This window comes from Streptomyces sp. NPDC050704 (assembly GCF_040654355.1).
Classification (GTDB): Bacteria; Actinomycetota; Actinomycetes; order Streptomycetales; family Streptomycetaceae; genus Streptomyces.
Genome location: NZ_JBFAHW010000060.1, coordinates 25,114 through 50,378, shown reverse-complemented (window position 1 = coordinate 50,378; position 25,265 = coordinate 25,114). Strand labels below are relative to the sequence as shown.

The 25,265-nt window shown below is 71.0% G+C and carries 21 protein-coding genes; 14 read left to right on the top strand and 7 right to left on the bottom strand.

Annotation, left to right across the window (positions count from 1 at the left end; all coding sequences use genetic code 11):
- Positions 1 to 211 precede the first annotated feature (211 nt).
- The 3 genes from AB0I18_RS30740 (at position 212) to AB0I18_RS30730 (ending at position 3,221) form a co-directional block, all read left to right on the top strand.
- Entirely contained in the window at positions 212 to 1,471 is a 1,260-nt protein-coding gene (locus AB0I18_RS30740) for a sensor domain-containing protein (RefSeq protein ID WP_363108901.1), read from the top strand.
- Complete coding sequence (locus AB0I18_RS30735; RefSeq protein WP_363108887.1) at positions 1,444 to 2,103, top strand: response regulator transcription factor; 660 nt, start codon at positions 1,444 to 1,446, stop codon at positions 2,101 to 2,103. Before AB0I18_RS30740 ends, AB0I18_RS30735 begins: the two co-directional genes overlap by 28 nt.
- A 662-nt stretch (positions 2,104 to 2,765) precedes the next feature.
- Positions 2,766 to 3,221: a phospholipase gene (locus AB0I18_RS30730; protein WP_363108886.1), complete on the top strand. Its 456-nt coding sequence runs from the start codon at positions 2,766 to 2,768 to the stop codon at positions 3,219 to 3,221.
- A 12-nt stretch (positions 3,222 to 3,233) separates the two neighbouring features.
- On the opposite strand, the gene AB0I18_RS30725 is transcribed toward AB0I18_RS30730, so the two are convergent.
- Entirely contained in the window at positions 3,234 to 3,710 is a 477-nt protein-coding gene (locus AB0I18_RS30725) for a GNAT family N-acetyltransferase (protein WP_363108885.1), read from the bottom strand.
- Positions 3,711 to 3,789: 79 nt separating this feature from the next.
- On the opposite strand from AB0I18_RS30725, the gene AB0I18_RS30720 reads away from it, so the two are divergent.
- A complete protein-coding gene (locus tag AB0I18_RS30720) occupies positions 3,790 to 4,590 on the top strand; it encodes an exodeoxyribonuclease III (RefSeq protein ID WP_363108884.1) in 801 nt (266 codons plus the stop codon).
- A 149-nt stretch (positions 4,591 to 4,739) separates the two neighbouring features.
- On the top strand, positions 4,740 to 6,980 hold the full coding sequence (locus tag AB0I18_RS30715; RefSeq protein ID WP_363108883.1) for a tetratricopeptide repeat protein: 2,241 nt from the start codon (positions 4,740 to 4,742) through the stop codon (positions 6,978 to 6,980).
- Here the strand turns inward: AB0I18_RS30715 and AB0I18_RS30710 are convergent.
- Both AB0I18_RS30710 and AB0I18_RS30705 read right to left on the bottom strand, forming a co-directional pair.
- Positions 6,920 to 7,447, bottom strand: a complete 528-nt coding sequence (locus tag AB0I18_RS30710; RefSeq protein ID WP_363108882.1) for a hypothetical protein — start codon at positions 7,445 to 7,447, stop codon at positions 6,920 to 6,922. The two genes, AB0I18_RS30715 and AB0I18_RS30710, sit on opposite strands and share 61 nt — an antisense overlap.
- A complete protein-coding gene (locus AB0I18_RS30705; protein WP_363108881.1) occupies positions 7,444 to 8,706 on the bottom strand; it encodes a hypothetical protein in 1,263 nt (420 codons plus the stop codon). The genes AB0I18_RS30710 and AB0I18_RS30705 overlap by 4 nt, the downstream gene beginning before the upstream one ends.
- A 279-nt stretch (positions 8,707 to 8,985) precedes the next feature.
- On the opposite strand from AB0I18_RS30705, the gene AB0I18_RS30700 reads away from it, so the two are divergent.
- The gene (locus tag AB0I18_RS30700) at positions 8,986 to 12,288 is read left to right on the top strand and encodes a BTAD domain-containing putative transcriptional regulator (protein ID WP_363108880.1); all 3,303 of its coding nucleotides are present in this window, start codon (positions 8,986 to 8,988) and stop codon (positions 12,286 to 12,288) included.
- An 11-nt stretch (positions 12,289 to 12,299) separates the two neighbouring features.
- Here AB0I18_RS30700 and AB0I18_RS30695 read toward each other — a convergent pair whose 3' ends face one another.
- The gene (locus AB0I18_RS30695; protein WP_363108879.1) at positions 12,300 to 12,554 is read right to left on the bottom strand and encodes a GntR family transcriptional regulator; all 255 of its coding nucleotides are present in this window, start codon (positions 12,552 to 12,554) and stop codon (positions 12,300 to 12,302) included.
- Positions 12,555 to 12,720: 166 nt separating this feature from the next.
- Here AB0I18_RS30695 and AB0I18_RS30690 point away from each other — a divergent pair, with 166 nt between their 5' ends.
- Positions 12,721 to 13,053, top strand: coding sequence for a hypothetical protein (locus tag AB0I18_RS30690; protein WP_363108878.1), 333 nt, complete (start codon positions 12,721 to 12,723; stop codon positions 13,051 to 13,053).
- 77 nt (positions 13,054 to 13,130) lie between these two features.
- The gene (locus AB0I18_RS30685) at positions 13,131 to 13,340 is read left to right on the top strand and encodes a hypothetical protein (RefSeq protein ID WP_363108877.1); all 210 of its coding nucleotides are present in this window, start codon (positions 13,131 to 13,133) and stop codon (positions 13,338 to 13,340) included.
- A 126-nt stretch (positions 13,341 to 13,466) separates the two neighbouring features.
- On the opposite strand, the gene AB0I18_RS30680 is transcribed toward AB0I18_RS30685, so the two are convergent.
- Together AB0I18_RS30680 and AB0I18_RS30675 are read right to left on the bottom strand one after the other, a co-directional pair.
- Complete coding sequence (locus tag AB0I18_RS30680) at positions 13,467 to 13,652, bottom strand: hypothetical protein (RefSeq protein ID WP_363108876.1); 186 nt, start codon at positions 13,650 to 13,652, stop codon at positions 13,467 to 13,469.
- A 164-nt stretch (positions 13,653 to 13,816) separates the two neighbouring features.
- On the bottom strand, positions 13,817 to 14,446 hold the full coding sequence (locus tag AB0I18_RS30675) for a MerR family transcriptional regulator (protein WP_363108900.1): 630 nt from the start codon (positions 14,444 to 14,446) through the stop codon (positions 13,817 to 13,819).
- Positions 14,447 to 14,611: 165 nt separating this feature from the next.
- On the opposite strand from AB0I18_RS30675, the gene AB0I18_RS30670 reads away from it, so the two are divergent.
- From AB0I18_RS30670 to AB0I18_RS30655, 4 genes are all read left to right on the top strand, one after another.
- Positions 14,612 to 16,153: an NAD(P)/FAD-dependent oxidoreductase gene (locus AB0I18_RS30670; RefSeq protein WP_363108875.1), complete on the top strand. Its 1,542-nt coding sequence runs from the start codon at positions 14,612 to 14,614 to the stop codon at positions 16,151 to 16,153.
- Positions 16,150 to 17,082, top strand: a complete 933-nt coding sequence (locus AB0I18_RS30665) for an alpha/beta hydrolase (protein ID WP_363108874.1) — start codon at positions 16,150 to 16,152, stop codon at positions 17,080 to 17,082. Before AB0I18_RS30670 ends, AB0I18_RS30665 begins: the two co-directional genes overlap by 4 nt.
- A gap of 23 nt (positions 17,083 to 17,105) precedes the next feature.
- Complete coding sequence (locus AB0I18_RS30660) at positions 17,106 to 17,990, top strand: SDR family oxidoreductase (RefSeq protein ID WP_363108899.1); 885 nt, start codon at positions 17,106 to 17,108, stop codon at positions 17,988 to 17,990.
- Between the two features lie 87 nt (positions 17,991 to 18,077).
- Entirely contained in the window at positions 18,078 to 18,398 is a 321-nt protein-coding gene (locus tag AB0I18_RS30655; RefSeq protein WP_363108873.1) for a hypothetical protein, read from the top strand.
- A gap of 175 nt (positions 18,399 to 18,573) precedes the next feature.
- On the opposite strand, the gene AB0I18_RS30650 is transcribed toward AB0I18_RS30655, so the two are convergent.
- Entirely contained in the window at positions 18,574 to 21,969 is a 3,396-nt protein-coding gene (locus AB0I18_RS30650; protein WP_363108898.1) for a S41 family peptidase, read from the bottom strand.
- A gap of 237 nt (positions 21,970 to 22,206) precedes the next feature.
- Here AB0I18_RS30650 and AB0I18_RS30645 point away from each other — a divergent pair, with 237 nt between their 5' ends.
- Together AB0I18_RS30645 and AB0I18_RS30640 are read left to right on the top strand one after the other, a co-directional pair.
- Positions 22,207 to 22,797 (top strand): TetR/AcrR family transcriptional regulator, encoded by a 591-nt coding sequence (locus AB0I18_RS30645; RefSeq protein ID WP_363108872.1) that lies wholly within the window; start codon positions 22,207 to 22,209, stop codon positions 22,795 to 22,797.
- A gap of 173 nt (positions 22,798 to 22,970) precedes the next feature.
- Complete coding sequence (locus AB0I18_RS30640; protein WP_363108871.1) at positions 22,971 to 25,259, top strand: MMPL family transporter; 2,289 nt, start codon at positions 22,971 to 22,973, stop codon at positions 25,257 to 25,259.
- Positions 25,260 to 25,265: the final 6 nt, after the last annotated feature.

The following is a 25,265-nucleotide window of genomic DNA, read 5'->3' as shown; positions in this document are numbered from 1 at the left end:
GTCCCTGCAGCCCTGCCACCGTGCCCCCGTGAACGCCTTCCGACAGCGGCCCCGGAGACCGCCCGCCGCGCCCAGGACGGCCTCTGACCAGGCGCATCCCGTCCCCGGGTAGGGCCGGCCATACCCCGGGTCCACCCCCTGGACCCATGGCAGCGCCCGCCGGCCCCCTTCTACGGTGATGCCCATGCACCCTCCCAACGTGTGGCAGGCCATGACCCGGCCCGACTTCCTGCGGTCCTCGTGGCCGTGGCGGTCGATCGCGTACCTGTTCACCGGTGTGGTCACCGGCATCGCCGCCCTGGTGACCGTCGTGACCGTCGCCCTGGTGGGCGGCGTCCTCGCCGTCGTCCTGGTGGGCCTTCCGCTCCTCGTTCTCACGGCACTGGCCGGCATACCGGTGGCCGCCGTGGAACGGCGCAGGCTGCGCCTGGTCGACCGGGACCCGGCGCCCGGCCAGCACCGGGCGCCCACCGCCCCGGGCCTGTGGTCATGGCTGACGACACGGCTTCAGGAGCAGGCGACCTGGCGCGAACTGGCGTACGCGCTGCTGTTCGGGGTGCTGCTGTGGCCGATCGACGCCCTCGCGGTCACGCTCGGTCTCCTCTTCCCGCTGTCGATGACGGCCGCCCCGCTGGTGATGGCCACGGTCGGCGACGGCGAGGCGAAGGTGCTCAAGCAGTGGACGGTCACGACCTGGCCGGCCGCCACCGCGGTCGCCCTGCTCGGCCTCGTCCTGCTGGCGCTGTGCTGCTACGCCCTGGGGTTCGTGGCCGGGGCCCGGGCCGAGCTGACCCGCCTCCTGATCGCCTCCAGGGAGGGCGATCTGGGCGCGAAGGTCACCGAACTGGCCCGGTCCCGCGTCCGGTTGGTCGACGCCTTCGAGGCCGAGCGGCGCCGGATCGAGCGGGACTTGCACGACGGGGCCCAACAGCGCCTCGTCGCCCTGACGATGACACTCGGCCTGGCCCGGCTCGACGCCCCGCCGGGGCCGCTCACCGACCAACTCGCCAAGGCCCACGACGAGGCGGGCAAGGCCCTCGGGGAACTGCGGGAACTCATCCACGGCATCCACCCCAAGGTCCTTGCCGACTACGGCCTGGAGGCGGCCGTCGCCGACGCCGCCGACCGTTCCGCGGTCCCCGTCGACGTGGACCTGGAGCTGTCCGGGCGGCTGTCCCAAGCAGTGGAGGCCGCCGCGTACTTCGTGGTCTGCGAGGCCCTCGCCAACGTGGCCAAGCACAGCGGGGCGAGCCGTGCGGAGGTGACCGGCGGGCATCTCGACGGGCGCCTGTTCCTGGAGGTGCGTGACGACGGGACCGGCGGCGCGGACGCGGCCGACGGCAGCGGACTGACCGGACTCGCCGACCGGGTGTCGGTGCTCGATGGCAGACTTGCCCTGTCCAGCCCGCCGGGTGGACCGACCCTGCTGCGTGTGGAGATTCCTTGCGAGTGGACCGATCGCTCCGCGTAGTCCTTGCCGAGGACAGCGTGTTGCTGCGGGAGGGCCTCATCGGCCTCCTGACCCGTTGCGGCCACGAGGTGGTGGCCGCCGTCGGGGACGCGCAGGCGCTGCTCGCCGCCGTCGCCGAGCACGGTCCCGACATCGTGGTCACCGACGTGCGGATGCCGCCGGGCTTCCAGGACGAGGGTCTGCACGCGGCGGTCCGGCTGCGCGAGAAGCAGCCCGCGCTGCCGGTCCTGGTCCTCAGCCAGTACGTTCAGCGGGCGTACGCGTCCGAACTGCTGGACTCCGGCGACGGAACGGGCATCGGTTACCTGCTCAAGGACCGCGTAGGCCAGGTCGAGGAGTTCGTCGACGCCCTGAGCGAGGTCGCGGACGGCGGCACCGTCGTCGACCCCGAAGTGGTCCGCCAACTCCTGCGCCGCCGCCGCGATCCGCTCGCCCGCCTGACCCCGCGCGAGCGGGAGGTCCTGGCCCTGATAGCCCAGGGCAAGTCGAACGGCGCGATCGCCCAGGAACTCGTCGTCTCCGAAGCGGCCGTGGGCAAGCACATCGGCAGCATCCTCACCAAGCTGGACCTCCCTCCGGCGGACGAAACCCACCGCAGAGTCCTGGCGGTGCTGGCGTTCCTGCGAGCGTGAGAGGCGGGGCGCCGTACGGGTGTGCCCCGGGGCGCCACCCGTGCTCACGAGCAACGGCATACGAGCACGAGGCGTGCCGCCCGCCTGTTCCCCGAGCGACGCCCCACCCGGCACCCGGCACGCGATCACCCGCGCTTCGGGTCATCAGGCACGCGGCCACCCGGGCCCCGGGCCACCCGGGCCCCGGGCCACCCGCGCTCCGGGTCACCCAGCACCCGATCACCCGGGCTCCGGGTCACCCAGCACCCGATCACCCGCGCTTCGGGTCATCCGGCACGCGGCCACCCGTGCTTCGGGTCATCCGGCACGCGGCCACCCGTGCTTCGGGTCACCCAGCACCCGGCCACCCGCGCCCCGGGCCATCCGGCACGCAGCCACCCGCGTGGCACTCGGCGGCCTGCTTCACCCCCCAGCGACGTCCGACTGACACCCGGCACCCGGCACCCGGCACCCACCGGCCATCGGCGGGCACCCGGCGGCCGGCGAGCACCCGGCGGCTGGCGGCTGGCGGCCGGCGGTCGGCGGGCCGGGCGGCCCACGGCCCCGGCCTGCGGCTATAGACACCGGATACATCCGGTGTAACTCCGCGGCGAACGCTGGCGGCGCTTCGACGGACCCCGTCGGAGCAGCCCGCCCCGCGCCTTCCGCCGGAGGTACATCCCATGCGCCGTCGCGCCGTCCTCGCCCCGCTGGCCACCGCCGCCCTCGCCCTGACCGCCGCCCTGTTGCCGGCCGGCCCGGCCTCGGCGGCTCCCGCCGACAAGGCCACGGTCCTCAGTGGCTGGACCCAGACCAGCGCGGCCAGTTCCAACGCCTTCCACGCCGCCCGTGCCGACCAGGGCGCCTGGACCGCCTACGGCTTCGACTGGTCCACCAACTACTGCACGGCCTCGCCGGACAACCCGTTCGGCTTCCCGTTCGCCAACGCCTGTGTCCGCCATGACTTCGGCTACGGCAACTACAAGGCGGCCGGCTCCTTCGACGCGAACAAGTCCCGCCTGGACGACGCCTTCTACGCCGACCTCAAGCGCGTCTGCGCGACGTACTCGGGCGTGAAGAAGACGTCGTGCGACGCGACGGCCTGGACGTACTACCAGGCCGTCGACAAGCTCGGCTGATCCCGGCTGTGCTCACAGAGCCTTCGCGAAGCAGCGGCTGTCCTCGTGGAAGCGGTAGTGGCCGAACTTGGCGGAGGGCTCGTAGCCGCTGGAGAGGTAGAGGGCGATGGCCTCCGGCTGCTTGTCGCCGGTCTCCAGGACCATGCGGGTGCGGCCCGCCGCCCGGGCGTCGTCCTCCAGGGCCGCCAGGACGCGGCGGGCGAGGCCGTTGCCGCGGGCCTCCTCGATCACGTACATGCGCTTGAGTTCCGCGTCGCCGTCCGAGTAGCCCTCGTCGTTCTCGTCCTGGGAGCGCCAGCCGCCCGTGGCCACCGGACGGTCCTGAGCGTCGTACGCGATCAGGTACAGGCCGGCCGGCGGCTCGAACATGGACGGGTCGAGCGGGGTCACGTCGCCCTCGTCCTCGTAGCGCGCGGCGTACTCGGCCTGTACCTGGTCGTTGAGCTTGACGGCGTCGGGGTGGTCGAAGGCGACCGGACGTATATTCATGCCGAGTATCGTACTTCTATGCGAAGGTGGAGGGGGAGGCCCGCGGTGTGCCCGTCCAGTGTGCCGGTATCGTGCCCGGGTGCTGACTCTGACCACTGTGAATGTGAACGGACTGCGGGCCGCCGCCAAGAAGGGCTTCGTGGAGTGGCTGGCGGACACGTCCGCTGACGTGCTGTGCCTCCAGGAGGTGCGCGCCGAGCCCCAGCAGCTTCCGGAGGGCGTACGGCAGCCCGAGGGGTGGCATGTCGTGCACGCGCCCGCCGCCGCCAAGGGGCGCGCCGGTGTCTCCCTCTACACGCGCCGCGAACCCGACCGCGTGCAGGTCGGGTTCGGGTCCGCCGAGTTCGACGGCAGCGGGCGGTACGTGGAGGCCGACCTGCCCGGCGTCACCGTCGCCAGCCTCTATCTGCCCTCCGGCGAGGTCGGGACCGAGCGGCAGGACGAGAAGATCCGGTTCATGGGGGAGTTCCTCGCCCACCTGAAGGGGCTGCGCGAGCGGGCCGCCGCCGACGGGCGCGAGGTCGTGGTGTGCGGCGACTGGAACATCGCCCACCAGCGGGCCGACCTCAAGAACTGGCGGGGCAACCAGAAGAGCTCCGGGTTCCTGCCGGAGGAGCGGGAGTGGCTCGACCGCGTCTTCGACGAGGCGGAGGGCGGGTACGTCGATGTCGTACGCGGTCTGCATCCGGATGTCGAGGGGCCGTACACGTGGTGGTCGTACCGGGGGCGGGCTTTCGACAACGACACCGGATGGAGGATCGACTATCAGGTCTCCACGCCCGGGCTCGCGGCCAAGGCGGTCAAGGGGATCGTCGAGCGGGCGGCGACGCATGAAGAGCGGTGGTCGGACCACGCGCCGGTGACCGTCGTGTACGAGTGACCCAGGTGATTCCCGGCGGAGTGGCGGGCGTGGGCGACGAAGGTCACAGGCTCCGGGGGCGGTAGTGCGCGCGATACCGGTTGTGGTGTGCCCGCGCGGAAATACTCATCTCCAGGAGACGGTGCTTACCTGTCGGGGGTGGGGGACGAGTGCGGGGGCAGGAGCCGAGCGGCCACAACGAGGTGAGCGGCGTCGTACACGGCCCCAGCGTGCAGGCCGCGATCGTGCACGGCGACATCAACATCCGCACCGATGCCCCGGACCCCGAACCCCAGAAGGTGTGGCAGCTTCCGCCCGCCGTCCGGCTCACCGACCGCACCGCTGAGCTGGCACGCCTGGAACGGCACCGGGCCCTCGCCGCGCAGCAGGACCATCCCGCCCTCGCCTCGGTGAGCGGCCTGGGCGGCGTGGGCAAGACCGCGCTGGCGCTGGCCTGGCTGCACCGGCTGCGCCCGGACTTCCCCGGCGGCCAGTTGTACGCGGACCTGGGCGCGCAGGCGCCGACCGGTCCCGCCGATCCGGCCCAGGTGCTGAGCAGCTTCCTGCGCGGACTGGGTGTGTCGCCGCAGCAGGTGCCGGACAGCATCGTGGACCGGGCCGCGCTGTACCGCTCGCTGACCTCGGACCGCCGGATGGTGGTGTTGCTCGACGACGCGGCGACCGCGGCCCAGGTACGGCCGCTGCTGCCGGGCGGGCCGAACGTCACTCTGGTGACCAGCCGCCGGCGGATGGCCGGGCTGGCCCTCGAAGGCGGTTACCAGGTACATCTCGAACCGCTCGCCCCGGAAGCGGCCGTCGAGTTGCTGGCTGTCACCCTCGCCGACGACAGGGTGGCCACCCAGCCCGAGGACGCCCGTGCCCTCGTCGGACTCTGCGCCGGGCTGCCCCTCGCGGTGCGGGTCGCCGGAGCCCGGCTCGCGGCCCGGCCGCACCGGCGGATCACCACCATGGTCCGGGCCCTCGCCGCCGAGCGGGGGCGGCTGGACGCGCTCGCCATCGACGGCGACCACGGGGTACGCGCCGCGCTGGACCTGTCGTACCAGGGGCTGCCCGAAGGCGCGGCCCGGCTCTACCGGCTGCTCGGTGTGCATCCGGGGACGGAGTTCGGGAGCGGGGCGGCGGGGGCGGTGCTGGCGGGCGCGGGTGCGGGTCCCGGTGCCGCCGGCCCTGGCGCCGGGGCCGGTCGTGACGGCGACGGTGGCGCGGGGGCCGATTCGGAGGAACTGCTCGACGTCCTCCACGATGCCAATCTGCTGATCGACGTCGGTGAGGACCGCTACCGCTTCCACGATCTCGTACGGCTGCACGCCGCCGGGAAGGCCGTGGAGGACGAGTCCTCGCAGGAGCGGGCGGCCGCGTTCCGTCGTATCGCCGACCACTATCTGGCCACCGCCACCCGGGCCGAGGTCACCATCGATCCCCAACACCCTTTACGGGAACGTTCCTTCGGGCCAGGAGCCGGTCCCGGACAGGAACCGGCGAGCGCCGAGGACTTCGGTGACGACACCCGGGCCGCGCTGGACTGGACGGAGCGGGAGCTGCCCAACCTGATGGCGGTCATACAGCGGGCCAGGACGACGGGGGCGCCGGAGGTCGGCTGGCAGCTCGCCGACGCCATGGGCCCCTTCTTCCTGCGGCGCAAGCACTACGACCACTGGCACACCTCACATGCCGAAGGGCTCGCCGCCGCAAGGGAGTTGGGCGACAGGCAGGCCGAGTGCCGGATGCTCACCTCCGGCGGCCAGGGTGAGTTGGGCAGGGGTGATCACGGCCGCGCTCTGGAGATGTTCGAGGAGGCGGCCCGGCTCTTCTCGGCCGACGGGGACGAGCTGGGACACGCCCGTACGCTGAACTATCGCGGCCTCGCCCACCAGCGCATGGGTCAACTGGACGAGGCGGCCGGGCTGTTCGCGCGGGCGGCCGCGGCCCTGCCCCGCTGCGGCGACCTCCGGGCCGGCGGGCTCGCCCGGCTCAACGCGGCCGACGTCGACTTCGCCCGCGACCGGCTGGCGCAGGCCGCCGAGGGCGCCGCCGCCGCGCGCACGACGCTGCTGGAGGTCGACGACTCCTACAACGCCGCGCGTGCGGCCACCCTGCTCGGCCGGGTCTGCCTCGGCAGCGGCCGGCCCGACGAGGCGGAGAGCTGGCTCGCCGCCTCGCTGGCCGTGCTGCGCGAGGTGGCCGCCCACTACGAGACGGCCCGGGCGCTGGAGTCCCTGGGCGAGGTCGCCGAACTGCGCGGGCAGCGAGATCTCGCCCGGGAGCGGTACCGGGAAGCACTGAACCTCTATGTCGGGGTGAACCGACCGGGCCCGGCCGAGGGCGTACGTCAGCGGCTGCGGCCGCTCGACGAGGGCGGAGGCTCCGGAACCTCCGGAGCCTCCGCCTGAGCGACCAGCCAGGCGTGGGCCAGCGAAGCCCATGTCTGCCAGGGGTGCAGGGCGGCATGCCGTGCGGTCAGCGTCAGCAGTACGGCGTCGGAGCCGTACGGGCCGAGCCGCAGGAGGCACACCCGGGTCGAGCGGTGCACGGCCACCACCGCGGCGCCCGGATGCTCGGCGGCCAGCGCGTCGACCGTGTCCGATTCCAGCTGCTCCAACGGCTCCAGAGGCGCCACCAGTACGTCGGCGAGCCGTGGCCAGGGACTCGGCGCCGGAAGCCCGACCCGCAGATGCCGGTCCACGAACGGATGTTCGCGGCCCGGGAGTGCCAGCGCGACCCGAACGTCCTGCACGTGTCGGGCCAGGGGCACGTGCGTCCGCTCGTCCAAGGCACCCGTGCCTTCGACGGCAGTCGTGCGCACACTCGTGAAGGCACTCGTACAGGCCCGCATGAACGCGGCGCCGGCTGGACTCATGACCCGGCGCCCTCCGGCTCGTCGAAGCGCACGGTCACCGGCAGTCCCGCCCGCTCCGGTGCGAGCGGCGCGGCCGGCGGGCGCAGGTGGAGCCTGCGGTAGAGGAGCGCGCGCATCCTGCGGGCGAACCGGCCCGGCTCCGAGCTGAGCCGGGCCGCGACCCGCGCGTACTGGTTCGAGCGGTACGCGGCGGAGCTCTGCCGCAGTTGCCTGCGCAGCGGGCGGTCGGTACGGATGCGGGGTGCCAGGGAGCGCAGTTCGGCCATCGGCGACCCGGGGTCGAGCTCGGTGTCCGGGGAACCGGCCGTCAGGATGCGCGCGCCGGTCATCGCCCCGTACAGCGACACGGAACCGTGGTCGCTCACCAGGTAGTCGGCGGCGACGACCGCACCGCACCACTCCGCGTGCTGGCCGACCACGCTGACGCCGGAGCGGCTCAGCCGGGCGAAGGCGCTGCGGATGTGCCACTCGCTGTGGGCGTTCCAGACGTGGGAGTGCAGCATGACCACGATGCGGAACTCCTCCCGGGGCAACTCGGCGGCCAGCCGCTCCAGCAGGTCCCACTGCTGCCCGAGCAGCGAGTCGGGGCCCCAGGTGGAGCAGACGAGCACCAGATCCTGGCGGGGCCCGGCACGCAGTGCCTCCCGGTACAGCGCCCGGGAGGGCAGGCTCGCCGCGACCCGGTCGTAGCAGGGGTCCCCGACCACCTCCGCCACGGGCAGCGCCTCGGGGCACTCCCGGCCGAGCCGCTCCCGGTCCTCCTCGTGCGCCAGCACGATCGCCGAGGGGACGACCACGCCGTCCCGGACCAGCCACTGGCGGCCCAGCCCGTAGACCTCGCGCACCGCCAGGGACCGCTCGCGGTGGTCGCGGGGCACGGAGACGCGCTTGTTGTACGAGGCTCCGTGCGGGAGCACGATCACCGGGACGTGCAGTTCGTGCAGGCCCCCGTAGCTGGCGGCCAGCGCCAGGTCGAACCGGGTGTGCACGGCCTGCGTCCAGGGCACCACGAGAGCCCTGGTGTTCTCCAGGAACGTGTCCACGCCGTCGTTGAACACGTCGACGGCCATCGTGAACACCACCTGGATCCGCGGATCGCCCTCCAGCAACCGGACCGCCTCCAGCAGCCGCCGCGCCGAGGTCACCGTGTGCACCACGGCGAGCACCTTCTTGCGTATCCGGAAAGTGGCCCAGCGCTCGACGTCCAGACGCAAGGGCACAGCCAGTCGCCGGTCGGCATCCGGCAGGGTCAGACTCATGCGAACTCCCCCGTTGACTCTGCGAGTTGAGACACGGCCGACGCGCGGCCGTCGAGTCGGGTCTGCCCGTGCGCATGGACGGAGGGCTTGCAGAAACCTTGCAGTCCCCGCTCGGCGGAGATGACGGAGACTGCCGAGAAGGCGCGGAGAGGGCGCGGCGAGGTCCGCGGCGTGTGCGTGCGCCCCTCGCGCCCCTGTGCGCCCCGCATCGCTCCCTCCGGTCCCTCTGGCCCTGGCCTGACAGTGAGTTGCAGGAAGCGGCTGAACCATCTGGGGGAGATGGTGGACCTCCTTGCGCTGGGGCCTCTCGAACTGTGGCACCAGGGACGTCAGCACGCGCTCGGATCTCTGAAAGAGCGGCGGGTACTGGCGGTCCTGTTGTATGCGCGGGGCGACCCGGTCTCCGTGGACACGCTCGTCGAACGTGTCTGGGACGACGACGATGTACCCGCAACTCCCGTGGAAACACTGCACACTTACCTGTCCCGGCTGCGCACAAGACTCCGCCGGGCCGTCGGCGACGAGGCGCGGATCGACCGCCCGTCGCCGCGCCGCTACCGGCTGCGCGTCGAGCACGAGGACGACGTCGACTTCGTACGTCTGCAGCGGCTGCGCGGGCAGGCCCGGGCGGCGGCCGGGCGGGGTGACACCGAGTACGCCGTCGGGCTGCTGCACACCGCCGAATGCCTGTGGCGCGGGGAGCCGTTCGCGGAGTTCACCGGGGCCTGGGCCGCCTCCGCCCGCGCCCGGCTGACCGAGGACCACCGCCGGGTACGGGAGGAACGCATCCGTCTGGAACTGGAGTTGGGCCGGCACGCCGACCTGGTCGGCGAACTCCACGAACTCGTCTCCCTGAACCCGCTCGCTCAACAGGCCGTCGCCGCCCTGATGCTGGCCCTCTACCGGTCCGGCCGCGACGGCGAGGCCCTGGCCCTGTACCGGGACACCCGCGTACGCCTGGCCGACGAGCTGGGCATCGATCCCGGGGCGGACCTCCGGGAACTGCAGCACCGCATTCTCCGGCAGGAGCCCGGCCTGCGGGAGCCGGCCCCGCGCGGTCAGGCGACGGGCGCCGCGTCGGTCCGCACCGGCCCCGGCGAGGACTCCTCCGTGCACTCCTCCGTACGAGGTCCGGGAGCCGACGGCGAGTTACGCGACCCGGGCCGACTGGAAGCCGCCCCGGCCGTGGGGCCCACGGAGCCCGCGGGAAGCAGCCTGCCGCGTGACACCAGGGACTTCACGGGGCGCGGGAGCGAGCTGGACGCCCTGCTCGCCGAGACCGATTCCGTCCCCGGCGGAAACGGGACCGGCCTTCCCCTCACGGTCGTGCACGGCATGCCCGGCGTCGGCAAGTCGGCGCTGATCATCCACGCCGCACATCGGATGCGATCGCGCTACCCTGCGGGTCAGTTCTACGTCGATCTACGGGGCTACAGCGACCAGCCGCCGTACGAACCGGCCGACGCCCTCGCCTTCCTGCTGCACACCATCGGCGTGGCCGATCCGCTCCCCGAGACCCTCGACGAACGGACCGCGCGCTGGCGGGAGTGGACCGCCCACCACCGCGTTCTTGTGGTGCTCGACAACGCGCGCGACGCCGAGCAGGTACGGCCGCTGCTGCCCGGCTCGCCGGAATGCCACGCGATCGTGGCCAGTCGCAATCGGCTCGCCGGCCTCGACGGCGCCACGTCTCTCCCGCTGGACGTACTGTCGGTGTCCGAGGCGGCCTCGCTCTTCGCCCGGATCGCGGGAGCGGCGCGAGTCTCCGACACCGCCGTCCTGCGACGCGTCGTGGAGTTGTGCGGCTGTCATCCGCTGACGGTCCAGTTGCTCGCGAGCCGGTTCCGGCACCGGGACACCTGGGACCTGGAGTACGTCGCCGACCGGCTGGCGCGGGCCTGTGACCGGCTGGACGAGTTCGACGAACGGGTCGCTGCCGCTTTTCAGCTCTCCTATACGGATCTCGACGCCTCCGCACGACTGCTCTTCCGCCACTTGGCGCTGCACCCCGGTCCCGACATCACACTGGAGGCAGCGACCGCGTTGTGCGGGGGCCCCGAGACCGATGAGGTCCGCCGCGCAGCGGACGACCTCCTCGACCGGCACCTGCTCAACGAGCCAGTGCGCGACCGCTATCAACTTCATGACCTGGCCCGCGCGTTCGGCGGGCGGTTATGCCGCAGCGAGGACCCGCAACCGGCACGAGACGGAGCGCTCCGCCGCCTGATGTCCTACTACGTCACGGCCGCCGACCGAGCCGACCGGCTCGCGCATCCGCGTCGCCGCAGGCGGCCCATCGGCCTGGAGTACTCGTCTCCCTACGCGCCGGACTTCACCGGTACCGAACCCGAGGCCGAATGGGAAGCGGTCGACGCGGCATCGGCCTGGCTCACGCTGGAGCGTGCGAACCTGCTGGCTGTGGCCCGAACGGCCGCGGCCGACTTTCCGGACTTCGCCGCGCTCTTTCCCCATGTGCTGGCCTATGCGCTCAAGCTGTGGGGCGCCCGGGATCTTACGGCCGAATTCCACGGCGCTGCTCTGGCTGTCCTCCGCCTCGGGGACGACTATCAGGCACTGGCCCAGACCCTGGTGGAGCGAGCGGACGTACTGGCCCAGGAGAACCACGGTGAGGCACTGCACTGTGCTTCTGAGGCGCTGTCCCTGTTCGAGGAACTCGATGATGTGCACGGTCGTGCCGATGCTCTCTTCGAGATCGGCCGAGCCCATCTCGCGGCGGGACGAGGCGAGATGTCCTTACGCGAACTGGACCGGGCTTACGCGCTCTACGAACAGGTCGGTGACAGCTACGGGGTGGCCGAGAGCCTCAATGTGCAGGGAGCCGCTCTGATCTTCGGAGCCGAGTACGCCAGAGCGATGAATCGGTTCCGGGCCATGCTGGAGATCCACCGGGATCTCCGGGATGCGCACGGCCAGGTGAAGGCCCTGAACAACATGGGCGAGATCTACTTCGCCGAAGGGCTCTACGACGAGGCCCGCAGCCATTACGAGCAGTCCCTGGCTCTGGCACGCCGCTTCGGCGGGCGCCAGGAACTGGCCATACTCGATACCAACCTCGGCACCGTCCATCGGGTCACCGGCAGGCCAGAACTGGCGCTGGTCTGCTTTCGACGTGCGCTCGCCAGTCACCGAGCCAGTGGAGACGCCGTCGGCGAAGTGAATGCCCTGAACAGTCTTGGCGCGGCCTGTGCGGAGTCCGGGCGGATGGACGAGGCCCTGCGTCACTTCAGCACGGCGGACAGGGTCTCCCGGCGGATTGACAACCAGTACGAGCGTCAGCGCGCACTTGTGGGTATCGCCGACACGCAGCGCACGTTGGGACAGCTGGGCGTCGCACTGGAGACGTACGGGAGTGCACTGGAGATCGCGGAGAAGTTCGGCTTCCCTCTCGGCACGGCACATGCGCTGGCCGGACTGGCCCGAACGCACCTTCACGTGCGGGGAATCGACTCGGCCCGACCATTCGCCGAGCGCGCGCTGGCGCTCTATCAGAGACTCGGTGTGGCCATAGAGGCAGAGGAACTGCGCCGCCTACTCGCCAGTTGGGGAGCCACTGGCTCCTGAACCACAACAGTTCAGTCAACTGGCCTGTCGCGTTGGGGCGGTTGATCGGCCACGAACGATCCCATGCCGGGTGTCGTGGTGATCAGGCCTTCTTCGCGCAGGGCGGCGGTCGCCTTGCGGACGGTCGTACGCGCTACGCCGAACTCCTCCTCCAGCTGCACTTCGGAGATCAGCGTTCGAGGCTGATACTCGCCGCTCGTGATCCTCGCGCGGAGGACGTCGGCGATCTGCGACCACTTGGGCCTGGTTGGGTCGAACTCGATCACGTCCGGACTGTACGCACCAAGTGACATCCCAACATAGATGCTCCTATGAGCTCCTGGCTATAGACAGGTGTGTACAGGACCTTTACCGTAAGTGAAGCGAGGAGGCCCCCGCGACGGGTGCGACCGTCCGGGGGCCTGGCAACCAGCTATAGAGGAGCTGATGGCAGTGAGCATTATTCACGTATTCCTGCGATGGGTGCTGGGCGCGTTCTGGCCCGGCACCGGCAAGCGCCGAGCCATCTCCCGTGCCGTGGAACCGGCTCTCGCGTGCAGGTCCGAGGTCCCTCGTGCGGGAGCGCCGTGGCCTCCGGTCCGGCGCTCCCCGTACGGGTGCGATGTGCCGCTCGACGGCGGTGCTACCACTCTGGTCCGCCCCTATGTCGTGGCCTGCGAGCGGGAGCAGGTGTGGCAGTACCGTCGTCGGATCGCGCTGGTGCTCGCGGCCGACTTCGGCATTGATCTGGACCCGTACGTGGTCGGTGCCGAGTGGGTGGCGTGATGGGCTGCTCCGACCCGTTTCCCGAGTCGATGAGCACGTCGAGTGACCCGGATGCCGTAGGGCCCGAAGCAGTAGCAATGCGTCTCGGAGACGTCATCGAGGACACCAGGAACAAGAAGGTGGGGAAGGTGATGGGGTTCGTCGGCCTCTACGTGCAGTTGCGGCCGGTCGGTGGTGGCGTCGAATGGGACGCCAGGCCGGAGGATCTCCGGCCGGTCGCCGCGGGCGAGGCGCTGAGCGCGGGGATCGCTCGGCTCAACGCCCGGTCGAGGGGGGAACGGCTGTGACGGCGCGCACCTGAGGCGTGGGTGTATGCCCATTACCCCTCGAAGGGCTGGCGACCGGTGGACCCCACATGCGAAAAGGGGAACCCCGGTCGCCGCATGCTGATCCTCAGTGGTTCGTCACCTGTGTCACCACATCACCTGCTGGGGCCGTACCTGCCTGCTGGACCACATCACTTGGTCGGCGGCGGCGGCCTGTGTCAGGTGCTGGCTGTTGGTCGCCGTTACGTGCTGCTCGTCGGCGGCTGACGCCGGCATCGTGGCCACGGCGAGGAGAACGGCCGTGGACGCGAGGACGACTGATATGTACTTCAAGTTCGGCTTTCTCCATGCATCGAGCTTCTTTGAGGACCCAGTCGGGGTGACTGGTGTGATGAACCTATGCGTGTGGGGCGGGCGTTTCGCACCCCCTTTCCATTGATCACTCGAAAGGGTGAAAGTGAGGGGATTTCCAAGGTGTTGTGCTGGTTCTGTGTGCTTCATTCGCCCCTCAGTTGCCCCAGCCTGCGATCCATCGCCATCGAAAGCTCCGCCTCCACCACGCTCTTCGCCAGGGGGCGCAGCCGTTGGAGGTCGTCCGTCGAGTGGCCCTGCTTCAGGGCCAGGTCGGTGAACAACTCGGCCAGGGCGTCCGCGTGTTCGCGGATGCGCCTCGCCGCGGCGAGGACATCCGCGAGCGGGATGCCCTCGCGGACCAGTGCCGCCGACGTGTCGAGGAGGCGGCGGCTGATGTGGATGAGGTCGGTGCCGTCCGTGGCGAGGTAGCCGAGATCGAGGGCCGCGGCGAAGTTCTCCGGGGTCGCCTGGCCCGCGAACGCGTCGGCCAGTTCCTCGGGGGAGAGGCGGACCGGGGTCTCCTCGGTGGGCGCGCCGAGGCCGAGCAACTCGCCGACGTCGCGGCCGTGTTCGAAGGCCTCGGCGAGTTCGGCGATCCCGCTCAGGGTGTGTCCGCGCTCCAGGAGCGCGGCGATCGTGCGCAGGCGGGCCAGGTGGTCGTCGTCGTACCAGGCGATCCGGCCCTCGCGGCGAGGTGGCGGGATCAGCTTGCGCTCACGGTAGAAGCGCAGTGTGCGCACGGTGATGCCGGCCTCCCCGGCCAGCTCCTCCATCCTGTACTCCCGCTTGTCCGCCACCTGGGCAGCCTATGTTGTACCGCCGGTAACTTTCCTTCCCCAGACCCCTACCGCTCGGTATGCAGCTGCCCTACTCTCCCCATTGCGCCAGTGTTCACTGGCGGCATTGAGCGGAGTCGTACGAGGCATGGAGGCGTCGGGATGACCGAGCACGAGCACGAGCATGTGCGGGTGGCGGTGATCGGTTCCGGATTCGGCGGGCTAGGAGCCGCCGTGCGGTTGCGCCGGGAGGGCGTGACCGACTTCGTCGTGCTGGAGCGGGCCGGCAGTGTGGGCGGGACCTGGCGGGACAACAGCTATCCCGGGTGCGCCTGCGATGTGCCGTCCCACCTCTACTCGTTCTCGTTCGCGCCCCATCCCGACTGGCCGCGTACGTTCTCCGGGCAGGAGCACATCCGCGCCTATCTGGAACACGTCACCGACGTCTTCGGGCTGCGGCCGCACCTGCGCCTCGACTCCGAGGTCAAGATGATGACCTGGGACGGCGAGCGGCTCCGCTGGGAGATCGAGACCAGCAGCGGGACGCTCACCGCCGACGTCGTCGTCTCCGCCACCGGGCCGCTCTCCGAGCCCAAGGTCCCGGATGTGCCGGGGCTCGACACCTTCCCCGGCAAGGTCTTCCACTCGGCCCGCTGGGACCACGACTACGACCTGCGCGGCAAGCGGGTCGCGATGGTCGGCACGGGGGCCTCGGCCATCCAGATCGTGCCCGCCATCCAGCCGGATGTCGCCCGGCTCACCCTCTTCCAGCGCACGCCGCCCTGGGTGCTGCCGCGCGTCGACCGGGCCATCACCGGGCCCGAGCGGTGGCTGCACCGGCAGCTCCCCTTCACCGCACAGGCCCGCCGCGGACTCCTGTGGGGCATCCGGGAGTTGCAGGTCCAGGCGTTCACCAAGCGCCCCAACGAGCTGGGCCTGGTGGAACAGGTGGCCAAGCGGAACATGGCCCGTGCCGTCAAAGACCCTGTGCTCCGGGCCAAGTTGACCCCCACCTACCGCATCGGCTGCAAGCGGATCCTGCTGTCCAGCGAGTACTACCCGGCCCTCGCCCGGCCCAATGTGGACGTCGTCGCGAGCGGGCTGCGCGAGGTCCGCGGGTCCACCGTCGTCGCCGCCGACGGGAGCGAGGCCGAGGTCGACGCGATCGTCTTCGGTACGGGATTCCACGTCACCGACCTGCCCATCGCCGAGCGGGTCGTCGGCGCGGACGGCCGGACGCTCGCCGAGGCGTGGCGGTCCGGCATGAAGTCGCTGCGGGGCGCGACCGCGGCCGGCTTCCCCAACTGGATGACGATCATCGGCCCCAACACCGGCCTCGGGAACTCCTCGATGATCCTGATGATCGAGTCCCAGCTGAACTATCTGGCCGACTACATGAGGCAGTTGGACGTGCTCGGCGGACGGACCGCCTTCGACGCGCGGCCCGGCGCGGTCGACGCCTGGAACCACCGGGTCCAGGAACGCATGAAGCGGACGGTCTGGAGCACCGGCGGCTGCACCAGCTGGTACCTCGACGCCAACGGCGTCAACACGACCATCTGGCCGGGGACGACGAGCGAGTTCCGCGCCGCCACCCGGCGGATGGATCTGGCGGAGTACGACGTTCTCCGGGCGCCCGCACCACCCGCATCACCCGTACCACCGGAAACAGCACACAAGCGGAAAGTGGAGGCGGAGGCGTGAGTCGACTGATGCATGTGGTGAGCGGGCCCTATGCCCCGCCCGTGCCCGCGCGCGAGCTGACCGCCGTCTCCGCCGACGGGGCGCGGCTGCACGTCGAGGTGCACGGCCCCGCCGACGACACGGCGGCGCCCGCCGTGGTGCTGGCGCACGGGTGGACGTGTTCGACCGCCTTCTGGGCGGCGCAGATCCGGGACCTCGCCGTCGACCACCGGGTGATCGCGTACGACCAGCGGGGGCACGGGCGCAGTCCGGCGAGCCCCGCGTGCACCGCGGACATGCTCGCCGACGATCTGGAGGCGGTGCTGGCGGCCACCCTCGCGCCCGGTGAGAAGGCCGTCCTGGCCGGGCACTCCATGGGCGGGATGACGCTGATGGCGGCGGCCGGGCGGGCCGGGTTCCGGGAGCACGCGGCCGGCGTGCTGCTGTGCAGTACGGGCAGTTCGCGGCTGGTCGACGAGTCGCTGGTGGTGCCGATGCGGGCCGGGCGGACGCGGATCTGGCTGACCAAGAAGGTCCTCGGCTCGCGGGCGCCGCTCGGTCCTGTCACGCCGGTCGCCCGGCGGATCCTCAAGTACGCGACCATGGGCCCCGGTTCGGCACCGGGGATGGTCGAGGCCTGTTCGCGGATCGTGCACGCCTGTCCGCGGGAGGTGCGGTACGCCTGGTCGCGGGTGCTCGACACGCTCGATCTCGACCACGCCGTACGGGAGTTGACCGCGCCGACCGTGGTCGTCGTGGGCACCGCCGACCGCATGACACCCGTGATCCACGCGCGTGGCCTCGTCGCCTCGCTGCCGAACTGCGTCGGTTCCGCCGAACTGGCCGGGCTCGGGCACATGACCCCGGTGGAGGCCCCGGAGCTGGTCGTCCAGCAGATCCGGGACCTCGTCTCCACCTACGTACGGCTCGGACTGAAGGAAGGCGCGTGAGTCGCATGGGTCGTGTGAGCCGCATGAGCAGGGTCGGTCTGGAAGGACAGGTCGCCGTCGTCACGGGGGCCGCGCGGGGCGTCGGGGAACTCCTCGCCCGCAAGCTCTCCGCCCGCGGCGCCACGGTCGCGCTCGTCGGTCTTGAGGAGGACGCGCTGAAGGGGGTCGCCGAGCGGCTGCACGGCGAGAGCGGCCACTGGTACGCCGACGTCACCGACCACGAGGCCATGGCACGGGTCGCGGCGGAGGTGAAGGAGCGGTTCGGGAAGGTCGACATCGTCGTCGCCAACGCCGGTGTCGCCAGCGGCGGGCCCTTCATGGACTCCGACCCGGTGGCCTGGCGACGGGTCATCGAGGTCAACCTCATCGGATCGGCGGTGACGGCACGGGCCTTCCTCCCCGTACTGATGGAGAGCCGCGGGTATCTGCTCCAGATCGCCTCGCTCGCCGCGATCACGCCCGCGCCGATGATGAGCGCCTACTGCGCGTCCAAGTCGGGCGTGGAGGCGTACGCGCACAGCCTGCGCGCCGAGGTCGGGTACAAGGGCGTACGCGTCGGGGTCGGGTATCTGTCGTGGACCGACACCGACATGGTGCGCGGGGCCGATCAGGACGACGTCATGCGGGAGTTGCGGCAGCGGTTGCCGTGGCCGGCCAACAAGACGTACCCGCTGGGGCCGGCCGTCGACCGGCTCGTCGCCGGGATCGAGCGGCGGGCCGGCCATGTGTACGGGCAGTGGTGGCTGCGGGGGATGCAGGGCGTACGGGGATATCTGCCGGGGATCGTCGGGGCGGTCGGGCAGCGGGAGATGCGGAGGTTCGAGCCGCGGCTGGGGAAGGTCGGGACTGGGCTTGTCGGAGCCGGTGGAACCGCCGATGAGCTGGCACGGAGTACTGAGCGTCACTGACCGTAACTGATCGAAATGCGTGCTTTGTCCGTGCGTGTAAGTCTGGTCGAGGCCCGATCCCCTCATACACAAACGGGAGTGAATCTCATGGGCATGCAGGACCAGTTCAAGGACAAGGCCAACGAGCTCAAGGACAAGGCGCAGAAGCGTGGCGGCCAGGGGCAGGACGACATGAGCGAGCGCGGGTCGCAGCAGCCGCCGCGGCGTGAGCACGAGCGTGAGCGTGAGCAGGGTGGTCAGCGCGAGCCCGGCCGACCGGGTCAGCCGGGTCAGCCGGGTCAGCGTGAGCAGGGTCAGAAGGGGCAGCGGCGCCCCGAGGAGTCCGAGCGAGGGCGGCAGACTCCGGACGAGACCGAACGCTCCGCGCAGGAGCAGCAGGACCGGTTCGACCAGGACTACGACGTCTAGTTGTCCTTGGCTTCGGCCTACGAGCGTGGGGTGCCCTTGTTTTTTGAGGGCACCCCACGTTTGTGTTTGGGGGCGGGCTGTTGGGTGTTCGCTGCGGGTTGGTTGTGGCTGGGCGCGCAGTTCCCCGCGCCCCTGAAATGCTCCCCTGCGGGTACGCATTTCGGGGCGGCGGGTTTTAGAGGTGGCGCGGGGGCAGTTTGGGGCGGGATCTGTCTGGGGTGTGGTCGTAGGTCGGTGGGGTGGCCGCTGGGTTGGTGGTGAGGAGGGTCAGGGCCAGGGTGACCGCGTCGTTCAGTTGGGCGTGGCGGCCCTCTGCCCAGTCGAGGGGGGTGCGCATGATCTCCAGGTCCGGGGTGACGCCGTGGTTCTCGACGGACCAGCCGTACGCGTCGAACCAGGCCGCGTTCATGGGGACCGTGATGACCGTTCCGTCGCCCAGGCGGTGGCGGCCGGTCATGCCGACCACGCCGCCCCAGGTGCGCTGGCCGACGACCGGGCCGAGCTTCAGGAGTTTGAAGGCCGCCGTGATCATGTCGCCGTCCGACGACGTCATTTCGTCGGCCAGGGCGACCACCGGGCCGCGCGGGGCGTTGGAGGCGTACGACACCGGCTGGGCATTGCGGGTCAGGTCCCAGCCCAGGATCGTACGGGTGAGTTTCTCGACGACCAGTTCGCTGATGTGGCCGCCGGCGTTGCCCCGTACGTCGACGATCAGGGCGGGCCGGGACACCTCCATCCGCAGGTCGCGGTTGAACTGGGCCCAGCCGGAGCCGCCCATGTCCGGGATGTGGAGGTAGCCGCAGCGGCCGCCGCTCAACTCGCGTACGACCTCGCGGCGTTTGGCCACCCAGTCCTGGTAGCGCAGGGGGCGTTCGTCGATCAGCGGGACCACCGCCACCCGGCGCGAGCGCCTCTCGCCCGCCGCCGCTCCTGCCAACACCTCCGTCTCCGCCGGGGTGAACGTCAGCTCCACCGTCGTACCGCCCGCGCCCGCGAGCAGCGGGTACGGACCGGTGACCGGGTCCACCGGGCGGCCGTCCACCTGGGTGAGCACCGCTCCCGGGCGGATTCCCGTACCGGCCAGCGGGGAGCGTGCCTTGGAGTCGGAGGAGTCGCCGGGGAGGATGCGCTTCACCACCCAACCGCCGCACCGGCGCACGAAGTTGGCGCCCAGCAGGCCCTGCGCGCGCTGGTAGTGCGGCGGCCCCTCGTTGCGGCGCGCGGCGGTGACGTACGCGTGTGAGGTGCCCAATTCGCCCAGGACCTCGCGGAGCAGGTCCGCGAACTCGTCGGGGGACGCGACCCGTTCGACGAGTGGGCGGTACTGGTCCAGGATCCCGTCCCAGTCGACGCCGCACATGTCGGGCGCCCAGAAGTAGGCGCGGATGAGGCGGCCCGCCTCGGCGTACGCCTGGCGCCACTCGGCGGGCGGGTCGACCTCGTGCAGGATGCGGCGCAGGTCGATCCAGACGGTCGTGTCGCTGTCGCCGGACTCGGTGGAGGGGACGGCGCGCAGGTCGCCCTCGTCCACGACCACGAGCCTGCTGCCGTCGCCGCTCAGCGCGAACCAGTCCAGGTGGTCGACGAGTTCGGACTTCTTCGCCTTGGTGATGTTGAAGTATTCGAGGGTCGGACGGCCGGACGTGTCATCGGGGTTGGCGAAGGTCTCCCCGAGCGCGCCGGAGATGGGCCAGCGCAGCCAGACCAGACCGCCGCCCGCCACCGGGTACAGCGCCGAGTACTTGGAGGCCGTGACCGGGAAGGGGGTCACGCGGCTCTCCAGGCCCTCGATCTCGACGGTCGTCACCGTGCCGTCACCGTCGCCCGTGTCGTCCTCGACCGGGTCAAGACCGCCTGCCGCCGGGCGCCCCTCGGGGTTCAGCGCGAAGGGGGACGGGGTCGCGGAGGACAGGGGCACGAGGTACGGACGGCAGCCCAGTGGGAAGGACAGGTCGCCGGTGTGCACGTCGTACACCGGGTCGAAGCCCCGCCAGGAGAGGAAGGCGAGGAACCGGCCGTCCCTGGTGAAGACCGGGTTCTCGTCCTCGAAGCGCCCGTTGGTGACGTCGACGACCGTACGTGCCCCCGGGCCCCGGATCCGGGCCATCTTGATCTGGCGGAGGGTGCGGCCGATGCCGGGGTGCGACCAGGTCAGCCAGGCGCCGTCGGGCGAGAAGGCGAGGTCGCGCACCGGCCCGTTGATGGACCGGATCAGCTCGGTGACCTCGCCCTTCGACCCCTTCGCTCCTTCTGGCCCTTCCGGCGTCTCCGCTCCCTCCGACCCTTCCGGCCTCTCCGACCCCTCTGCTCCCTGCGCCTCCTCGGTGGCGTCTATCAGCAGCAGCCGCCCGTCGTGCGACGCGATGGCCAGCCGCTCGCCCTGCGGGTCGGAGACGAGTTCCAGTACGCGGCCCAGTTCGCCGGAGGCCATCCGCCGCGGCTCGCGTTCGCCGGTCGCGCGCGGCAGGTACGCGATCTCGACGGCGTCCTCGCCCTCCGCGTCCGTCACGTACGCCACCTGGCCGCCCGAGCCGAGCATCTCCGGGAGCCGGACGCGTACGCCCGGGGTGTCCGCGATCGTGCGCGCCGGGCCGTCGCGGTGCGTGAGCCAGTACAGGCTGCCGCGTACGACGACGGCGCTCGCCCGGCCCGTCTCGTCCACCGAGATCCCGTCGATGTGCTGCGCGGCCGGCACCTGGTACGTACGGCGTCCCGCGCGTGGCCCGCCCAGGCGTACGTCAAGGCGGCGGGGCGGTGAGTCCGACGGGTCCGCGGTCAGGTCGTCGACGATCCACAGGTCGCCCGCGCACTGGTAGACGACCCGGGTGCCGTCGCTCGACGCGTGCCGGGCGTAGAAGGTGTCGTGGTCGGTGTGGCGGCGCAGGTCGGAGCCGTCGTGCAGGCAGGAGTAGAGGTTGCCGATGCCCTCGTGGTCGCAGAGGAAGGCGATCCGGCCGCCGACGAACATCGGTGAGTCCAGGTGCCCGTCGAGGTCGGCCAGGATGCGCTGCCCGTGCAGCCAGAGCCGGCCGGTGGCGCCGCCCCGGTAGCGCTTCCAGGCGGCGGGCTCGTGCGGGGGCGTGCCGGTGAGCAGCAGCGTCCTGCGCTCCCCGTCGAGATCGGCGATCGCGATGTCGGAGACCGGGCCCCAGGGGAGCTTGCGGCCGGGGTCGCCGTCGACCGGCACGCTGTAGGCCCAGGTGAAGTAGGAGAAGGGCTGGCCGTGCGAGGCGACGGCGAGGACGTCGTGGTTTCCGTTCTTGTCGGGGGGCGACCAGCCGCAGACCTGGGTGTCGGCGTTCCCCCAGTAGGTGAGCCGCCGGGCCGGGCCGCCGTCCACCGGCGCCAGATGGATCTCCGGCACGAGACTGCGCCAGGTCGTGTACGCGATGTGCCGCCCGTCGGGCGAGAAGCGCGGGTGGCTCACCTTCGTACGGTCGACGGTGAGCCGCCAGGCGCGGCCCGCGCCGTCCAGCGGGGCCACCCAGAGGTCGTCCTCGGCCGCGAAGCAGAGGCGGTCGCCGCTGAGGTGCGGGAAACGCAGATAGGCGGCGGAGCCGGTGCCTCCGATGCCGCCGGTCTCTCCGGTGTGTCCGGTCTCTCCGGTCGCGTTCTCGTACTCGTCGCTCACCTGCCCATGCTTTTACGGGGGGCGGGGCCCGGCAACTCGTGGAAGTCGTGACCCAAGACACGTACGAAACGGTTTCGTTTCGTAGAGGGATGCGGTACCTTCATAGGCGTACGAGAACGTTTCTTTCGGAGCCGGAGTACCGGAGCCGGAGCGGTGGAGCAGTGGAAGGTGAGTGGGATGGCTGAGGCAGCAACGGCGCGTCGCAGTCGGATCACGCCCGAGCGCGAGGCCGAGTTGTACGGCGCCGTGCTCGACCTGCTCCGGGAGGTCGGATACGACGCCCTGACCATGGACGCCGTCGCCGCCCGCACCCGGTCCAGCAAGGCCACCCTCTACCGCCAGTGGGGCGGCAAGCCCGAGCTGGTCGTGAAGGCCATGCGGCACATGAAGCCGGGCAGTACCGCGGATATCGACACCGGGTCCCTGCGCGGCGACATGCATGCGGTGGTGCTCCGCCAGGACGACTGCGACATGGAGCAGAACTCCGCGCTGATGCGGGGCGTGTCCGTGGCGATCCACGCGAACCCGGATCTCCTGCGGGCGTTCCGGGAGCTGCTCATCGAGCCGGAGATGGAAGACATCCGCCAGGTGGTGCAGCGCGGTGTCGCCCGGGGTGAGGTCCGTCCGGACAACCCGGCGATCGACTACGTGCTGCACATGATGATCGGCGGCTTCGCGGCTCGCACGATGATCGACGATCAGCCGCCGACGCAGGAGTTCCTCCGCTCGTACATCGACGCTGTGATCCTCCCCGCCCTCAGCGCCTGATCCGTACCCGCACCCTCCCCTGCTCCCCTTCCTCGACAACCCCTTCGAGGGCCCTCCCCAGCAAGTCCCCAGTTCCACCTGACGCGACCGCTCACGTCGTCGGGCTGATGACCCCTGCCCTGATGCCATCACCGACCCGATGTCATCACCGACCTGACCGGGAGTACGCCTTCGTGGCCACGTTCCTCTACAAACTCGGCCGACTCGCCTTTCGGCGACGGCACTTCGCCGTCCTGATATGGGTGGCCCTGCTGACCCTCGCGGGCGTGGGCGCGGCCAGCGCACCCGCCCCCGGGACCACCTCCTTCTCGATCCCCGGCACCGAGGCGCAGAAGGCCTTCGACCTGCTGGAGCAGCGTTTCCCCGGCGCCAGCGCCGACGGAGCGACCGGCCGCATCGTCTTCAAGGCGCCGGACGGCGAGAAGATGACGGATGCCGCCAACAAGGCGACCGTCGAGAAGACCGTCAAGGAACTGGGCGACGGCTCCGAGGTCGTCTCCGTCACCGACCCGTTCACGACGAACGCCGTGAGCAAGGACGGAACGGTCGCCTACACGTCGGTGAAGTACGACGCGCCCGGCATGGAACTGGCCGACACGACCAAGGACGCCCTGGAGGCGGCCGGGGACGAGGCCCGGGCTACCGGACTGACCGTCGACGTCGGCGGCGACGCGCTTGAGGCCGGGGCCGAGATGGGGGCGATCGGCGAGATCATCGGTCTCTCCATCGCCGCGGTCGTCCTCGTCATCACCCTGGGCTCGCTGGTCGCGGCCGGACTGCCGCTGCTGACCGCGATCATCGGCGTCGGCATCGGCGTCTCCACCATCACCGCCCTCGCCAACGCGCTCGACCTCGGCGACACCACGTCCACGCTCGCCCTGATGATCGGCCTCGCGGTCGGCATCGACTACGCGCTGTTCATCGTCTCCCGCTACCGGGCCGAGCTGGCCGAGGGCCGCGAGGGCGAAGAGGCGGCGGGCCGGGCCACCGGCACCGCGGGCTCGGCGGTGGTCTTCGCGGGCCTCACGGTCGTGATCGCGCTGGCGGGCCTCGCGGTCGTCAACGTCCCGATGCTGACCAAGATGGGCCTCGCGGCGGCGGGCACGGTCGTGGTGGCCGTCCTCATCGCGCTGACCATGATCCCGGCGCTGCTCGGGTACGCGGGCAAGAAGATCCGTCCGACGGGCGCGAAGGACAAGACGGGCGCGAAGGGCACGGCAGGCGCGAAGGGGGAACCGGTCGACGCCGGCAAGTCCGGCAAGGCCGCAGCCACGTCCGCGGACACGTCCAAGAAGCAGGCCAAGCCCAACATGGGTACCCGCTGGGCGAGCTTTGTCATCCGCCGTCCGGCCGCCGTGCTGCTGCTCGGCGTGGTCGGTCTCGGTGTGATCGCCGTCCCGGCCAGCCAGCTGGAGCTGGGCCTGCCCGACGACGGCTCGCAGCCGACGTCCACCACGCAGCGCCGGGCGTACGACACGCTGTCCGAGGGCTTCGGTCCCGGCTTCAACGGCCCGCTGATGATCGTGGTCGACGCCAAGGACAGCGACGAGCCCAAGGCCGCGGCCACCGCCGTGACCGACCGGATCAAGGACCTCGACGACGTCGTTACGGTCACCCCGGCCGCGTTCAACAAGGCCGGCGACACCGCGACGATCACCGTGATCCCGGACTCCAAGCCGTCCTCGACGCAGACCGAGGACCTGGTGCACGCCATCCGTGACCAGGGCGCCGACGTCAAGGCCGACACGGGTGCGGAGGTGCTGGTCACCGGCACCACCGCGATGAACATCGACTTCTCGCAGAAGCTCAACGACGCGCTGGTCCCGTATCTGGCGCTGGTGGTAGGCCTCGCCTTCCTCCTCCTCATCCTGGTCTTCCGCTCCATCCTGGTCCCGCTGAAGGCGGCCCTCGGCTTCCTGCTGAGCGTGCTCGCCGCGCTCGGTGCCGTGGTCGCGGTCTTCCAGTGGGGCTGGCTCGCCGGTCTGATCGGCGTCGAGGAGACCGGCCCGATCATGTCGATGATGCCGATCTTCATGGTGGGCGTGGTCTTCGGTCTCGCGATGGACTACGAGGTGTTCCTCGTGACCCGCATGCGGGAGGCGTACGTCCACGGCGAGTCGCCGAGCCAGGCCATCGTGACCGGCTTCCGGCACAGCGCCCGGGTCGTGGTCGCCGCCGCGATCATCATGATGGCCGTCTTCGGCGGCTTCATCGGCGCCAGCGACGCGATGATCAAGATGATCGGCTTCGGCCTCGCGATCGCCGTCTTCTTCGATGCCTTCGTGGTCCGCATGGCGATCGTCCCGGCGGTCCTGGCCCTGCTCGGTGAGAAGGCCTGGTGGCTGCCGAAGTGGCTGGACCGGGCACTGCCGAACGTCGATGTCGAGGGCGAGGGCCTGCGGGCACTCGACGACAACGAGAAGGGCGACCGGGACGAGGACCGGGAGCTGGTTCACGCCTGACCCCAC

Excerpts from the sequence above, each read along its gene's own strand:
- AB0I18_RS30705 (WP_363108881.1), bottom strand. The coding sequence starts at position 8,706 with ATGAGTCTGACCCTGCCGGATGCCGACCGGCGACTGGCTGTGCCCTTG.
- AB0I18_RS30730 (WP_363108886.1), top strand. The coding sequence starts at position 2,766 with ATGCGCCGTCGCGCCGTCCTCGCCCCGCTGGCCACCGCCGCCCTCGCC.
- AB0I18_RS30700 (WP_363108880.1), top strand. The coding sequence starts at position 8,986 with ATGGTGGACCTCCTTGCGCTGGGGCCTCTCGAACTGTGGCACCAGGGA.
- AB0I18_RS30710 (WP_363108882.1), bottom strand. The coding sequence starts at position 7,447 with ATGAGTCCAGCCGGCGCCGCGTTCATGCGGGCCTGTACGAGTGCCTTC.
- AB0I18_RS30670 (WP_363108875.1), top strand. The coding sequence starts at position 14,612 with ATGACCGAGCACGAGCACGAGCATGTGCGGGTGGCGGTGATCGGTTCC.
- AB0I18_RS30725 (WP_363108885.1), bottom strand. The coding sequence starts at position 3,710 with ATGAATATACGTCCGGTCGCCTTCGACCACCCCGACGCCGTCAAGCTC.
- AB0I18_RS30655 (WP_363108873.1), top strand. The coding sequence starts at position 18,078 with ATGGGCATGCAGGACCAGTTCAAGGACAAGGCCAACGAGCTCAAGGAC.
- AB0I18_RS30740 (WP_363108901.1), top strand. The coding sequence starts at position 212 with ATGACCCGGCCCGACTTCCTGCGGTCCTCGTGGCCGTGGCGGTCGATC.
- AB0I18_RS30660 (WP_363108899.1), top strand. The coding sequence starts at position 17,106 with ATGAGCAGGGTCGGTCTGGAAGGACAGGTCGCCGTCGTCACGGGGGCC.
- AB0I18_RS30675 (WP_363108900.1), bottom strand. The coding sequence starts at position 14,446 with ATGGAGGAGCTGGCCGGGGAGGCCGGCATCACCGTGCGCACACTGCGC.
- AB0I18_RS30685 (WP_363108877.1), top strand. The coding sequence starts at position 13,131 with ATGCGTCTCGGAGACGTCATCGAGGACACCAGGAACAAGAAGGTGGGG.
- AB0I18_RS30645 (WP_363108872.1), top strand. The coding sequence starts at position 22,207 with ATGGCTGAGGCAGCAACGGCGCGTCGCAGTCGGATCACGCCCGAGCGC.